The sequence below is a fragment of the Microbulbifer mixtoriginis (SeqCode) genome (assembly GCF_052466715.1).
In genome coordinates this window covers 1,162,952-1,176,998 of sequence record NZ_CP174288.1, presented here as the reverse complement: position 1 = coordinate 1,176,998, position 14,047 = coordinate 1,162,952, and the positions used below count along the sequence as shown (strand labels likewise).

The following is a 14,047-nucleotide window of genomic DNA, read 5'->3' as shown; positions in this document are numbered from 1 at the left end:
CGGCTGCATCGGAAGCAAAAGCTAGCTGTTAAGGCTGTGCCAGTGAGCCGAGCGGCAGAGGCACCAGCAGAGGACCCGGATCACAGCTAGGCAACTGAAACTCCTTCGGGTATTGCACATCCACCAGATACAAACCAAATGGCGGCGCGGTAACTCCACCCGCGGAGCGGTCGCGCCTCTCCAGCACTTCTCCCACCCAACTCGAGCTGCGCTCACCCCGGCCCACCGCCATCAGCACACCGGTAATATTGCGCACCATATGATGCAAGAACGCATTGGCGCTCACTTCCAGCACGATCAGCTGGCCAACACGGGCAATATCCAAGCGGGTAATTTCCCGCACAGGGCTTTTGGCCTGACACTGGGAAGCGCGGAAACTGGTGAAATCCTGGCGGCCAATCAAGTGCTTCGCCCCCTCGCGCATGGCATCCAGATCCAGTGGATGCTGGGTCCAGGTCACCTCTGACGAGCTGTGCGCCGAGCGGGTCGGGGCACTGTGAATCAAATAGCGATAAGTCCGCGCATGGGCGGAAAAACGCGCATGAAATTGCGCCGGCATCTCACGAACCCAGCGCACACGCACAGAATCCGGTAACTTGGTATTCACCCCTTGAACCCAGGCGCGCTCCGGGCGCTGGGCACGGGTATCGAAATGAATCACCTGATTGGTGGCATGCACACCGGCATCAGTGCGCCCAGCACAGACCAGGGTGACCGGCTCTGCCGCAATATTTGACAGGGCACGCTCCAGGTGGGCCTGCACAGTTTCCGCCGCTGACTTCTGCTTTTGAAAACCGTGTAACCGCGCACCGCAGTACTCAACTCCCAGCGCAATACGACGCAACCCCTCGGGCAGTTGCTCGCCAGGGGGAACTTCGCCATTGGCCTTGTAAATATATTCGCGTTCAATTGCCTGCGTCATAACGGCAAAATTACTCTATTGATGCCACCTCAAAGTCGAGGAGAGCGTAAAAAAGCAAAATCCAACAATCTGGATATAAACTGGGGGAAACCGGGAATTCTCCGACAACATAAAAAAACCTCGCAACCAGTGCGAGGTTTTTTCAGGCGGAGTTGAGAAGCGCTTAAACCATGCGCTCCAACAACTCCTCTGCGCGACTCTTATGCTCGCCGCCGCCATCTTGGGCCACTTCTTTGAGAATATCCTTGGCGCCCTCTTTGTCACCCATATCCATATAGGCCTGGGCCAGCTCCAGCTTGGTACCCATCTCATCGCCGCCTTCGAGTAGGCTCAGTTCGGAGTTGAGATCATTTTCCAAGTTGAAATCCAAGCCGGCAAATTCAGACTCGGTCTCCTGCTGCTGAGTGGCAACAGCCTCACCCGCTTGCTGCTGGGACTCTTGCTCAGAGAGTCCCTGCGCTTGGTCTGCCGTAGCCTCCAACCCCAAATCACTTTCGAGGTCCAGACCGGTAGACAGATCCCCATCGGTGGACTCATCAATCAGGGCCAGCTCCTCCTCGAGAGAAAACTCTTCTTCTACTGAAGCCCCATCGAGGGACAGCTCCTCTCCAGTCGCTTCCAGAGAGGCCATATCAAAATCGAGATCCTCTTCCTGGGGCAGGCTATTGGGCACAGTAGTATCCGCTACAGCGGCGCCATCTTCACTCTGCAGAGATTCAGTAGAGGCAAGGTCCCCGGCAATATCATCGAGATTAATACTATCGAGGTCCAGTTCCCCATCGAGCTCTGAACCAATCATATCCAGGTCACTCTCGGAGAAAGTCTCCAGTGAGAGCTCATCTTCGCTACCCGCGCTGGACGTAATATCGAGATCAGCCTCCAGAGAGTCCAGCTCCTGGGTCTCAAGGCTCTCCTCAATTGCCAGGGCCTCATCGGCTTGCGGCTCTTGCGCGGCCTCTTCCATCATGGAGAGATCCAACTCGAAGTCCAGACCACCAATGGAACCACCGGACTTCGCCTTGTCAGCCGCCACTGCAGCCTCTTCAGGCTCCGCTACCAGCTCGTCGGCACCCACCTCATGGCTCTCAGCGCTATCCAGCGCCAGGGAATCAAGATCCAATTCTGAGGTATCGAAATCAATTGGCGCCAAGTCTGACGCATTCTCGGCGGCAACTTCCTCTACTGGCGAGTCTTGCAATGCCAATTCCGAAGTTTCACCTGTATTCAGATCGCCGAGATCCAACTCACCAAGATCGAGGTCGTCGAGGTTTAGTTCTTCATTATTGTTGGACGCCAGCTGGGAACCATCCTGCTCGCTGTCAAAAGCACCATCGAGATCCAGGTCATCAAGGTTGAACTCATTGTCCAGATCGAGGGATTCACCCGCCTCCAGCGCAGGTTCTGTAAAACTATCCTCCAAATCGAGAGACAGTTCTTCAGAGGCTAATTCGCCATCTGCTTTCTCACCATCCTGGGAGAGATCCATGGTGAGGTCGTCAAGCAGTGAATTGTCGCCATTAAAATCGTCTATAGAGGACTGAGCCGGTTCTGCTGCGGAGAAATCCTGATCCAGTGCAGCACCGATATCATCCAGTTGCGCCGCTTCCAGAGACTCGCTGGAAAAATCCATCGCCGGGGCTTCAAAGTCTGGAGCATCTGCAATAGTTTCACGCAGGCGCGCGGCGCGGTCGGCCGCAGGGCCATCGCTGATAGCTAGCAATTGGATGTAGTGATCGTCGAACTTCTCAACGTCCTGATTGTGGGCGTAAACTTCCATCAGCATCAGGCGTGCATCTACCACCTGGGGATCTTTTTCCAGGCCCAGCAGCAATTTACTTTCTGCCTCTTCGTACTGCCCAAGGGACAGGTGAATCTCGGCCTCGGAGATGGGGTCATCGGTGCCCACATCACCCAGATCACCGAGGTCAAAAGCGTTATCGGCTTCCATGCTCTCTACGGCAGCCAATGTCTCATCAGCTTCAGCGGTCTCTTCCGGCATCACCTGCAGAGATTCCTCTGCGGCCAACTGTTGCTCCAGTTGCTGCTCTGCTTCCTGCTCAGCCTGGCGACGACGCCAAGTAAAGAAGCCAAACAGGCCCACTAGCAAACCCGCGGCACCGATGCCGACCAGTTGCATATTGTCGCCAAGCTTCTCCATCAGGCTGGGCTCGGGCTGGGTCTGAACAGACACTACGCGATTGCGCGACTGCGGTTCAGTTTCAGCGACCTGCGTATCATTCTGTTCTGTTGCGTCATCCAGAGCCTCAGCGGCGAGGGACTCGTCCAGCTGCGTCTCATCACTCCCCAGCGTATTATCTGCCAGCTCAGCGCTGTCAATATCACTGGTATCAAGGAGCGGATCAGACAATTCGGCTGCGGCTTGCACCGCAAGCATCTCCTCATTGGAAACCTCTACCAAGGCCTCCATGGTATCGATCTGCTCATCGAGTTCGGCGATACGCTCCCGCAGCTCGGTATTTTCCAGCTGCGATTTATCCAGCTCTTCCTCGGCCACCGTCAGGTCGCCTTCCAGCGCCTCGCTGTCTTCTGCACCGCTTCCGGAACCCGAAATTACAGACTCATTGTCGCCGGGCGCAGTCAGGCTGACACGCCCCTCAACCTCATTGCTGACAATACGTTCTTCCTCCACCGGGCGCGCATCCAGCGGCGCACCCGTGGCGACTTCCTCAACACTGCTGCGTTGGCGCCAGGAATCATTCTGTTGGGCGACCTCTGAGATTGCCTCGGTGAGGCTCAGGCTGCGCAAATCATCACTGTTTGGCAGACGCAGCACAGCACCTTTTTTCAACAGGTTAATATTGCCGTTGATAAAAGCTTCCGGGTTCAGGCGCTGAATCGCCAACATAGTTTGCTGAACGGAAAAATCACGACTCACACGATTTTCCAGGGCGATCTCCCACAGGGTATCGGCAGAGGAAACCGGACCGTAAACTTGGCTGCTGTCGCTGCTATCTGTGGCAGCGCGCTGCGGCTGACGGCGCACAGGCTCGGGCTGTTGCGCCGCTGGTGTTTCTGCGGGCTGCTCCACTTCAGGCTGGGCAACCGGTTGCTGGGCAGGCTGTACCGGGCGCGGCGCGGGCCTCTGCACCTGGGTGTCGCGGCGTACCTGCTGGCGCTCGCGCTCAGCGGCGCGCACCGGCTGTTGGGCGCTGTTTGGTGAAAACGCCGGCAGGTCCATTAAAAGGGTGTATTCACGCAATAAGCGGCCACTGGGCCAGCGGGTTTCCACCAGGAAATTCAGGAAAGGCTCGCGGATTGGCTCGCGGCTGGTAATACGGACCACCGGCTTGCCACCAGAGTAATCCACATCAAAACGCAGTGAAGTGAGTAGGTAAGAGCGTTCCACACCTGCGCGGTCAAATTCATCCGGCCCCGCGAGGCGCACTTTGATCTCAGCATCGTCTAGACCGCGGATTTGCAACAGGCCAATTTCCGCATCGAGTGGCTGATTAAGGGTGGAGTTGAGTTTGATCTCCCCCAGTCCGAGCGCCAGAGCCGCATTGCTTCCCAGTGCACCGACTAGACCAACTGCAAGTGCCAACTTACGCACACGCATATCCGATTCCCTTTATTGTTAGAATCTTCCCAGGGCATCTGAAAAGCGCGCCTTCAGAAAATCCCCATTACTGAACAGTAATCGTTCGACTATTTGACCGCCGTACAGGCGGCCACCAACCTTGGCGATTATTTCGCCATTTGCAGCCGGACCAAAGTTAAGATAACACCTTCACTATGGCGGCTAAGTATTAAGTATCAGTAGTTTTTTAGCAACAAGTGAGCAATTTGTGCACAGTTCATTGCAACGTCTTTGCGCAGATTATCCGACACCGCACAAAGATTTATCTGACGCTTGCCCAAAAGGCTTTGGCGCAGGCGACCGATGATTGTCACATCACTGCCCACAGCGTTTTCCGCCGAGGGTTGCTCTGCCAACTGAAGGCGCACACCATTGGCTAACAATGCGCGTATTTTTTCCAGGTCCACGTCTTCGCGTAAAACGATACCCAAATTGGCCAGCTGCCCGTGAAACACAGAAACGGTGTTAATGCTGGCATCCACCGCAACGTTATCGCCGAGCAAACGGCGCAAATCGTGTATCAACGTCAGTTCGCCGAGCGTGTGGCCACTGGCGAGCAGGGCTTCACTGGCACTGAGCTGATTAAACGCGAGGCGGTGCCCAATGGCGGGGTCGACTTCCGCTTCCTGACCGCTGAACATACGCGCTGTCTGCGCCGCTGTAGCATCGATAGCGGCTTTACTCAGTGCGGATACAGGCTGATTGAGTTGCACCTGTACACCCTGCAGTTGTTCTGCCAGTGGAAATAGCGCTTCGGCTACCATGGCCGCACCGGCGCTGGGCAATGCCACCAGACGGCGCTCTGCGTTAGCCAGTTCCGCCGCATTAAATGCCGGATGGATCAGGGCAACGCTCTCATCGCCGCGGGTATTGTTGGCCGCATCCACCACCCAGGCACCACTGTTTTCAGCGCTGGTCATCGCCGCGTTAATGGCATCGCTGGAGTCCAGCAAAATCACCACCTGCCCCTCAGCAAAAGCGAATTTTTCCAGGGCTTGTACAGAGATACTGCGATTGGCGAACACCTGGGGGTCCACTTCGCGCTCCTCGCTCTCCAGCAAACACAGCTGCTCGGCGGTAATAATTTCCCGCTCCTCCAGGATTTCAAGCAGAGGGGCAAAGGCGGCGTTATCAACACCGACGATGACCAATTCGCGGGCGGCTTCGGACATGGCTATTCACTTCGTTGAGTTGGAAAGGAAAAATGAGGGGGCGATTATACCCGTGGGGAAAAATCGAAAAAGCCGCTATGACAACCAGTAGCGGCTTTTTACTTGATGGGGTTCACAGCTTGGCAAAATGTCCTCTATTAACAAGTGCTGCAATAAGCGCCTCCAGATAACTTATACCAAACTGTACCAGTTACAGCTTACCCAGCAAAATCAGCAATATACGGCGCAGCGGTTCTGCCGCCCCCCAGAGTAATTGATCGCCCACAGTAAAGGCATTCAGGTACTCTGGACCCATGCTTAACTTGCGCAGGCGCCCCACCGGAATATCCAGCTTGCCGGTAACCGCCGTAGGCGTCAGTTGTTGCAAAGTGGCTTCACGCTCATTGGGTACTACATTGACCCAATCGTTAGCACTGTTCAGCAACTGCTCGATTTCTACCAGCGGCAAATCCTTTTTCAGCTTCACGGTAAAGGCCTGGCTATGGCAGCGCATCGCGCCGATACGCACACAGGTGCCATCTACTGGAATTGGGCTCTGGGTTTGCAGAATCTTGTTGGCTTCCACCTGGGCCTTCCACTCCTCACGGCTCTGGCCATTCTCCAACTGAGTATCAATCCAGGGCAACAGGCTGCCGGCCAGAGGCGCGCCAAATTGCGCAGTGGGGAAATCTGCCGAACGCATGTCCGCAACCACCTTGCGATCGATATCCAAAATGGCGCTGGCAGGGTTTTCCAGCTCTGCTGCCACGCCGTCGCGGATCGCCCCCATCTGTGTAATCAGCTCACGCATATTCTTGGCGCCGGCACCGCTGGCGGCCTGGTAGGTCATGGCACTCACCCACTCCACCAGACCGGCCTTGAACAGTCCGCCCAGAGCCATCAGCATCAGACTGACAGTGCAGTTGCCGCCGATAAAATTCTTCTGCCCGACAGCAATTGCGCGGTCGATCACATCGCGGTTGACCGGGTCCAGTACGATTACCGCGTCTTCCTGCATACGCAAGCTGGATGCCGCATCGATCCAATAGCCCTGCCAGCCGGCCTCGCGCAGGCGAGGGAAAACCTCTTTGGTGTAATCACCGCCCTGGCAACTGACAATGGCATCCAGCCCTGCCAGCGCATCAATATCGTAGGCATCTCCAAGTGGCGGCAGATCGCGGCCAATATCCGGCGCCTTGCCGCCAGCATTAGAGGTGGAGAAGAAAATCGGTTCAGCGATATGCGCAAAGTCGTCCTCGGCGCTCATGCGTTCCAGTAATACCGAGCCGACCATTCCACGCCAGCCGATAAAACCTATTTTCTGCATTGCTTTGTCCTGTTAGTGATGTGATCAGCGTGCGCCACCGAGAAAGCGGCGCGATAGTAAAAAAGGTAAATGTGTGACGCCACGCGCTTACAGCGCGGCGACAACAGCGGCACCCATCTCCGCCGTGGAAACATTACGGCAACCTTCTGTGTAAATATCAGCAGTGCGCAGCCCCTGTTCCAGTACTTCACTTACCGCAGCCTCAATGGCATCCGCCGCCTCCCCCATATTCAGGGAATAACGCAACATCATCGCCGCAGACAGGATAGTGGCAAGGGGGTTGGCAATGCCCTGCCCGGCAATATCCGGGGCGGAGCCATGACAGGGCTCATACAGACCAAAACCATTTTCGTTCAGAGAGGCAGACGGCAGCATCCCGATAGAACCGGTGAGCATGGCAGCGGCATCGGAGAGGATATCGCCGAACATATTGCCGGTTACCATCACATCGAACTGCTTGGGAGCACGCACCAACTGCATCGCGGCGTTGTCAACGTACATATGCGACAGCTCCACATCCGGATACTCCGGCGCCAGGCGGTCCAGCACTTCGCGCCAGAGCACGGTGACTTCCAATACATTCGCTTTATCGACGGAGCAGAGCTTGCCATTGCGCTTTTGCGCCGCTTCAAATGCGGAGCGCGCGATACGCTCGATTTCCGATTCGCTGTACACGTAGGTGTTGTAACCCTGGCGCTCACCATTTTCCAGGGTGCGAATTCCGCGGGGTTCACCAAAATAAATTCCACCGGTGAGTTCGCGCACAATCAGAATATCCAGCCCAGCCACCACTTCGGGCTTGAGCGAAGAGGCGTCGGCCAGTTGCGGATAGAGAATGGCCGGGCGCAGATTGGCATAGAGGCCAAGCCCGCTGCGAATTTTCAGCAACCCCTTTTCCGGACGAATTTCACGCGCCAGGGTATCCCACTGGGGCCCACCGACAGCGCCGAGCAATACCGCATCACATTCGCTTGCGGCCTTGAGCGTTTCGTCGGTGAGGGGCTCGCCTTGCGCATCGATGGAGGCACCACCAATCAGACCCTGCTCAAAGCTAAGGCCCAAATGGTATTTGCCGGATACGACCTCCAGCACTGCCATGGCCTGTTCAACAATTTCCGGGCCAATGCCGTCACCCGGCAAGATCATCACTTTCTTTGTCACAGGAATTTCCTTTAATTATTGAACCGCATCGAAAAGCCACGGGGCTTTTTCTCGTCGAGCCGCCTCATAGGAGCGGATATCATCAGCGTGCTCCAGGGTCAGGCCGATATGATCGAGGCCATTGATCAGGCAGTGCTTGTGGAAGGCATCCACCTCAAAGGCAATCGCCTCACCACAGGGCTTATGTATATGCTGCTGCTCAAGATCGACCGTAAGCGTGTAACCTTCCTGTGCGTGAGTTTCCTCGAACAGGCGGTGCACGATTTCTTCTGGCAAAACGATTGGCAGCAACCCATTTTTAAAGCAGTTGTTAAAGAAAATATCGGCAAAGCTGGGTGCAATGATTGCGCGAAAACCATGGTCTTCCAGCGCCCAGGGGGCGTGCTCACGGCTGGAACCACAGCCAAAATTTTCCCGCGCCAGCAGCACCGAGCCACCCACATAACGGGGGAAGTTCAGGGGGAAATCCGGGTTGATCGGGCGGTTCGAGCAGTCCTGGCCGGGAAAACCTTCATCCAGATAGCGCAATTCATCAAACAGATTGGGGCCGAAGCCAGTGCGCTTGATGGACTTCAGAAACTGCTTGGGAATAATCAGATCTGTATCGACATTGGCGCGATCCATAGGCACCACGATGCCCTGGTGCTGGGTAAATGCTCTCATCAGGCCATCTCCTCTTGCGCTTGCACTGGTGCCATCTCACGCACATCAACAAAGTGTCCGGCAATCGCCGCCGCAGCTGCCATCGCTGGGCTAACCAGATGCGTGCGACCGCCGTAACCCTGGCGCCCTTCAAAGTTGCGGTTGGAAGTGGAGGCGCAGTGCTCTCCAGCTCCTAATTTGTCCGCATTCATTGCCAGACACATAGAACAGGAGGGCTCGCGCCACTCGAAACCGGCTTCGACAAAAATTTCGTGCAGCCCCTCGCGCTCCGCCTGGGCCTTGACCGCCTGGGAGCCCGGTACAATCAATACCTGCTTAACACTGTCGGCCTTGCTGCGGCCCTTGGCTACAGCGGCTGCTGCGCGCAGGTCTTCAATACGGGAATTGGTACAGGATCCGATAAAGACGCGGTCGAGGCGAATATCACTGATCTTCTGCCCGGCACTCAGCCCCATATACTCTAAAGCTCTCAGCATGCCGGTACTCTTGGTGGCATCGGTTTCGGCGGCGGGGTCCGGCACACTGGCGCTGATGGGCACAACCATTTCCGGCGAAGTCCCCCAGCTCACCTGGGGCTCAATTTCCTCACCTTGTAGTACTACAACCTGATCAAAATCCGCATCGTCATCGGAATGCAGATGGCTCCAGGCCTCAACTGCTCGATTCCACTGTTCGCCTTTTGGCGCGTAGGGCTTGCCTTTCACGTAATCGAGGGTGATCTGGTCTACCGCCACCATGCCCGCGCGGGCACCGGCTTCGATAGCCATATTGCACACGGTCATGCGACCTTCCATGGACATCTTGCGGATGACTTCACCACCGAACTCAATGGCATAGCCGGTACCACCGGCAGTACCGATCTTGCCGATAATCGCCAGTACCACATCTTTGGCAGTAACACCGGGAAGCAGAGTCCCATCCACACGCACCAGCATATTCTTCATCTTGCGCTGGATCAGGCACTGGGTGGCCATTACATGCTCCACCTCTGAGGTGCCAATACCGTGGGCCAAAGCCCCCAGAGCACCATGGGTGGAGGTGTGGGAATCACCGCATACGACCGTCATTCCCGGTAGAGTGGCGCCGGTTTCCGGGCCAATCACATGCACAATACCCTGCCCCGGCTCGTTAATACCGAACTGCACCACGTCGAAATCCCGGCAGTTCTCATCCAGGGTCTGCACCTGAATACGGGAGATATCATCGCGGATACCACTGACACCGGCGGCGCGTTCAGCGCTTTCGGATGGCACATTGTGATCAGGAGTAGCGACCAGGGAGTCCCTGCGCCAGGGTTTGCGGCCAGCCAGGCGCAGCCCTTCAAAGGCCTGGGGGGAAGTCACCTCATGAATCAGATGACGGTCGATATATATCAGTGCGGAGCCATCGTCACGGGTCTTGATCAGGTGGTCCTGCCAGAGTTTGTCGTAGAGTGTTTGCCCTGCCACAGCCGTTCCTCTCAATAATTGTGACCCCGAGTCTAACTAGGCCTGGAAAATAACACCAATTTATATTTATTATTCAATCTATTCCTTTATGGAATTTGAACTTTACTCTGAGGCGCTACCGTGGCCAGAGTTCCCTTATTAGGAGGTATACCGATTGGAAATTCAGTGGTTGAGGGCATTTCTGGCAATTGCCGAGCAGGGCTCGGTATCCGGGGCTGCAGAACAGCTGCACCTGACCCAGCCCGCGGCTAGTAAGCGCCTCGCAGCCCTGGAGCAGCAGTTGCAAGCCCCGCTATTTGACCGCATCGGCCGGCGCCTGCAACTAACCGATGCCGGGCGCGCCTTACTGCCTCGCGCCCGCCATATCCTCAACGAAATCAGCGATACCGAGCAAGAGTTGCGCGCCCTGGGCAATAATGTCAGCGGCAGCCTGCGTATCGCCACCAGCCACCATGTGGGCCTGCACCATCTGCCGCCAGTGCTGAAGGAATTCAGCAATCGCTACCCACAGGTTGCCCTGGATATCGACTTTGTAGATTCTGAGCAGGCCTACGAAGCCCTAATGGCCGCCAAGTACGAACTGGCCGTAGTTACCCTGGCCCTCAAGGATTACCCCCACCTAAACGCACAAGTTATCTGGCCAGACCCTTGTGTGGTAGTGGCTGCACCCGGCCACCCACTCACCAGAATCCCTGAGCTGGAACTGGCTGACCTAGCCAACTACCCCGCGATCTTGCCGGATCTCAACACCTATACCGGGCGGCTGATCAAGCGGGAGTTCGACGCCTTGGGCTTAAAGCTCACCGCCAAGCTCGCCACCAATTTTTTGGAGACGATCAAAATGATGGCCTGTGTCGGACTGGGCTGGAGCGTTTTACCCCAAACCTTGGTGGATGAGAGTTTGGCGGTATTACCGGTAAAAAAATTGCAGGTCCTGCGTAACCTCGGCGTAATCAGCCATCGTGGCCGCACGCTCAGCAATGCTGCCAGCGCACTGCAGCAGATGCTTTTTGAAGCAAACCCGTGAATTTCTATTTGGCAATTGGTTGATCGAGATTCCTTCTAAATTCATGCCACTTTTCTGACATGACTTCACACTTTTTCAAGGAAACAGAAACATCTTATAAACGTCAGTTCGCTCTATTGGCCGACAAATTTGTAAAAATGTGCAACTTACAGCAACAGAAAAATAATAACCCTGTACACTCCGCGACAAATTTATCACGGAGAGAAGCTCATGAAGAAATCTGCTATTGCACTGTGCGCCCTTCTCGGCAGCGCTACCGCCAACGCGGATACAGTTCTCGGTTTTGATGCCAGCATCGGTGCCTGGCTGCCAAATTACAACGGGGATATTGGTAAAGATGATTTCAATGTAGATGAGCTTTCCCTCAGCGAGGACCACATCACCTTTATCCAGGCCGCACTGGAGCACCCGATCCCCTTAGTACCCAATATCATGCTTGCACACAGCAATATTGATACCGATGGCAGCGCTGAACTGCAAAGCACTGTGACTTTCGACGATGAAACCTTCCAGATCGGCGCAACCATCAACACCGATCTCGACCTCACCCATACCGACGCCACCTTCTACTACGAAATTCTGGATAACTGGGTAAATCTGGACTTGGGAATTACCGCGCGTAAGTATGAAGGTGAGTTTACCGCCATTAGTGAAGACCGCGCCGAAAATATCCAGCTAACTGGCTACCTGCCAATGGCTTACGGAATGGCCCGGTTTGACTTGCCATTTAGCGGCTGGTCCATTATTGCTCAGGGCAATGGCACAGCTTATCGCGGCGATACTCTCACAGATTTTACTGCAAAAGTTCGCTGGGATTTCGTACCTGCTGTGGACCTGGCGATTGAAGCCGGCTACCGCGTAATGACCTTAAATCTGGATGAGCTGGATGATCTGCAAAGCGATATTGAAATCAAAGGGGCCTATATTGGTCTCAACCTTCACCTCTAAGCCCAAGCCTTGAATCATTCACATCGATTCGCAAATTACTTCCGGCACGCTATAGCTAGCGCGCCGGAATTCCCCTAAGGTAGGTTCATAATTTCGCCCCTTGAGATACCGCAATGCGAAGCACGAACCTCTCTCAACATCACCGCTTAATATCCCGCTAGGTATTCCTGAGGGCCGCAGAAACACAGTAAACTCTCCAGAGTTTCCTTTGAGCATGAACAGCGAGGCGAGCGGGCAGTGCAACCTTTTCTGCAAACACTAGGAATTTCCCACCCCATTCTTCAAGCACCAATGGCCGGTGTATCTACCCCTGAATTGGCTGCGGCCGTCTCCAATGCGGGCGGACTCGGCGCCATCGGGCTCGGCCCCTACTCCCCGCAAAAAGCCGCCGAAAAAATCCAACAAACCCGTGCACTTACTCAGCACCCTTTCAACGTCAATGTCTTTTGTCATCAACCTGCAGTTGCAGATGCCCAACGTGAGGACACCTGGCTCAATTTCCTGGCTCCATATTTCTCAGAATTAGGGGCAACACCTCCACAAACATTACACGAACCCTACCCAAGCTTTCTTGGTAACCGCGAGATGCTTGAGATGCTCCTGCAGGAAAAGCCCGCAGTGGTAAGCTTTCATTTCGGATTGCCCGATCAAGCCACAATCAATGCTTTAAAAAATGCTGGTATCACCCTGATTGCCACCGCTACAACCCCAGAGGAAGCAAAATCCGCAGAAGAAGCGGGAATGGATGCCTTAATTGCTCAAGGTATAGAAGCCGGTGGCCATAGAGGGGTGTTTGTACCTGAGGAAGACCGGGAAATAGGTACACTCGCTTTGGTTCGCCTGCTTTGCTGCCAAAGCAACCTGCCTATTATTGCTGCAGGAGGCATTATGGATGGAGCCGGAATACATGCGGCTCTTTCCCTGGGCGCCAGTGCTGTGCAAATGGGAACCGCATTTATACTTTGCCCAGAGTCCGCCGCTGACGAAAACTACCGAAAAGCACTTAAAAGTGAGCACGCCCATAACACTGCTGTTACTGCGAATATCTCTGGGCGCCCTGCTCGCGGTATCTCCAACCGCTTTTACACTGATCTAAACCACAACGCCCCGACAAGACCTGACTACCCAATCTGCTACAGTGCTGGCAAAGCGCTCGCCAACGCTTCAAGTACAGCAGACAGTGATAGCTTTGCCGTGCAATGGGCCGGCCAGGGAGCCCCTCTATGCCGGGCACTACCCGCAGCAGAGCTGATTACTACCCTGGTGGCCGAACTGGAAGCCACAAAATAAGCTGAAGGGCATCAGCGGGAAAAGATCGCTATCTTATTTCCATCCAGATTGTGGAAATAAGCCCCTCAGAAGGCTCCAGGGTCTCTATGGCCAAGTTCACCTTCGCTCACAGCACCCAAGCTAAGAGCCATAAAATACGATCAACCTCCTTTTTATTTTCGGCTTTAAGAGCAACCATAGTGCCATCACCAAAGTTGGCAGACTCATTATTGAACGGCACAGTGAGCGCGAGTTTCGTAGAGGCGTTGAGAAATTCCCAAAAGACCACTCTACCAGACGCATAAAATTCCTTACCCCCAAGTAAGCTAATTAACCGACCATAAAAACTGCGAGCCTGCTCCAGGTTATTGGCACCAAGTGAAATATGTGAAATCACTACAATCACTCCTGTTTAGGGTAATTGACGTAAGATATTGTTTTTAGGAGCAGCGAATCAAAATATAGCCGGGCTATTACCCGGCAACATTTGGTTTATTGTTGATCATCTGAGGCTATCGCCCGAAAGTTACATA

At 54.8% G+C, this 14,047-nt stretch carries 11 protein-coding genes; 3 read left to right on the top strand and 8 right to left on the bottom strand.

The window, feature by feature from the left end:
- Nucleotides 1–28: 28 nt before the first annotated feature.
- The 7 genes from truA to leuC form a co-directional block, all read right to left on the bottom strand.
- A complete protein-coding gene (gene truA / locus ACJJH9_RS05265) occupies nucleotides 29–922 on the bottom strand; it encodes a tRNA pseudouridine(38-40) synthase TruA (protein WP_444888439.1) in 894 nt (297 codons plus the stop codon).
- 163 nt (nucleotides 923–1,085) lie between these two features.
- Complete coding sequence (locus tag ACJJH9_RS05260; RefSeq protein WP_444924544.1) at nucleotides 1,086–4,499, bottom strand: motility hub landmark protein FimV; 3,414 nt, start codon at nucleotides 4,497–4,499, stop codon at nucleotides 1,086–1,088.
- Between the two features lie 197 nt (nucleotides 4,500–4,696).
- The gene (locus ACJJH9_RS05255; RefSeq protein WP_444924543.1) at nucleotides 4,697–5,692 is read right to left on the bottom strand and encodes an Asd/ArgC dimerization domain-containing protein; all 996 of its coding nucleotides are present in this window, start codon (nucleotides 5,690–5,692) and stop codon (nucleotides 4,697–4,699) included.
- 190 nt (nucleotides 5,693–5,882) lie between these two features.
- Nucleotides 5,883–6,998 (bottom strand): aspartate-semialdehyde dehydrogenase, encoded by a 1,116-nt coding sequence (asd, locus tag ACJJH9_RS05250; RefSeq protein ID WP_444924542.1) that lies wholly within the window; start codon nucleotides 6,996–6,998, stop codon nucleotides 5,883–5,885.
- A gap of 87 nt (nucleotides 6,999–7,085) precedes the next feature.
- On the bottom strand, nucleotides 7,086–8,144 hold the full coding sequence (gene leuB / locus ACJJH9_RS05245; RefSeq protein WP_444925205.1) for a 3-isopropylmalate dehydrogenase: 1,059 nt from the start codon (nucleotides 8,142–8,144) through the stop codon (nucleotides 7,086–7,088).
- Between the two features lie 30 nt (nucleotides 8,145–8,174).
- On the bottom strand, nucleotides 8,175–8,822 hold the full coding sequence (leuD, locus tag ACJJH9_RS05240; RefSeq protein ID WP_444924541.1) for a 3-isopropylmalate dehydratase small subunit: 648 nt from the start codon (nucleotides 8,820–8,822) through the stop codon (nucleotides 8,175–8,177).
- The gene (gene leuC / locus ACJJH9_RS05235) at nucleotides 8,822–10,270 is read right to left on the bottom strand and encodes a 3-isopropylmalate dehydratase large subunit (RefSeq protein WP_444888435.1); all 1,449 of its coding nucleotides are present in this window, start codon (nucleotides 10,268–10,270) and stop codon (nucleotides 8,822–8,824) included. Before leuC ends, leuD begins: the two co-directional genes overlap by 1 nt.
- Before the next feature lie 154 nt (nucleotides 10,271–10,424).
- Between leuC and ACJJH9_RS05230 the strand changes: the two genes are divergently transcribed.
- From ACJJH9_RS05230 to ACJJH9_RS05220, 3 genes are all read left to right on the top strand, one after another.
- On the top strand, nucleotides 10,425–11,297 hold the full coding sequence (locus ACJJH9_RS05230) for a LysR family transcriptional regulator (protein WP_252085156.1): 873 nt from the start codon (nucleotides 10,425–10,427) through the stop codon (nucleotides 11,295–11,297).
- A 210-nt stretch (nucleotides 11,298–11,507) separates the two neighbouring features.
- Entirely contained in the window at nucleotides 11,508–12,245 is a 738-nt protein-coding gene (locus ACJJH9_RS05225) for a TIGR04219 family outer membrane beta-barrel protein (protein WP_444910153.1), read from the top strand.
- Nucleotides 12,246–12,482: 237 nt separating this feature from the next.
- Nucleotides 12,483–13,535, top strand: a complete 1,053-nt coding sequence (locus ACJJH9_RS05220) for an NAD(P)H-dependent flavin oxidoreductase (protein WP_444898719.1) — start codon at nucleotides 12,483–12,485, stop codon at nucleotides 13,533–13,535.
- A gap of 106 nt (nucleotides 13,536–13,641) precedes the next feature.
- Here ACJJH9_RS05220 and ACJJH9_RS05215 read toward each other — a convergent pair whose 3' ends face one another.
- Nucleotides 13,642–13,911, bottom strand: coding sequence for a VOC family protein (locus ACJJH9_RS05215; protein WP_444924540.1), 270 nt, complete (start codon nucleotides 13,909–13,911; stop codon nucleotides 13,642–13,644).
- Nucleotides 13,912–14,047 lie beyond the last annotated feature (136 nt).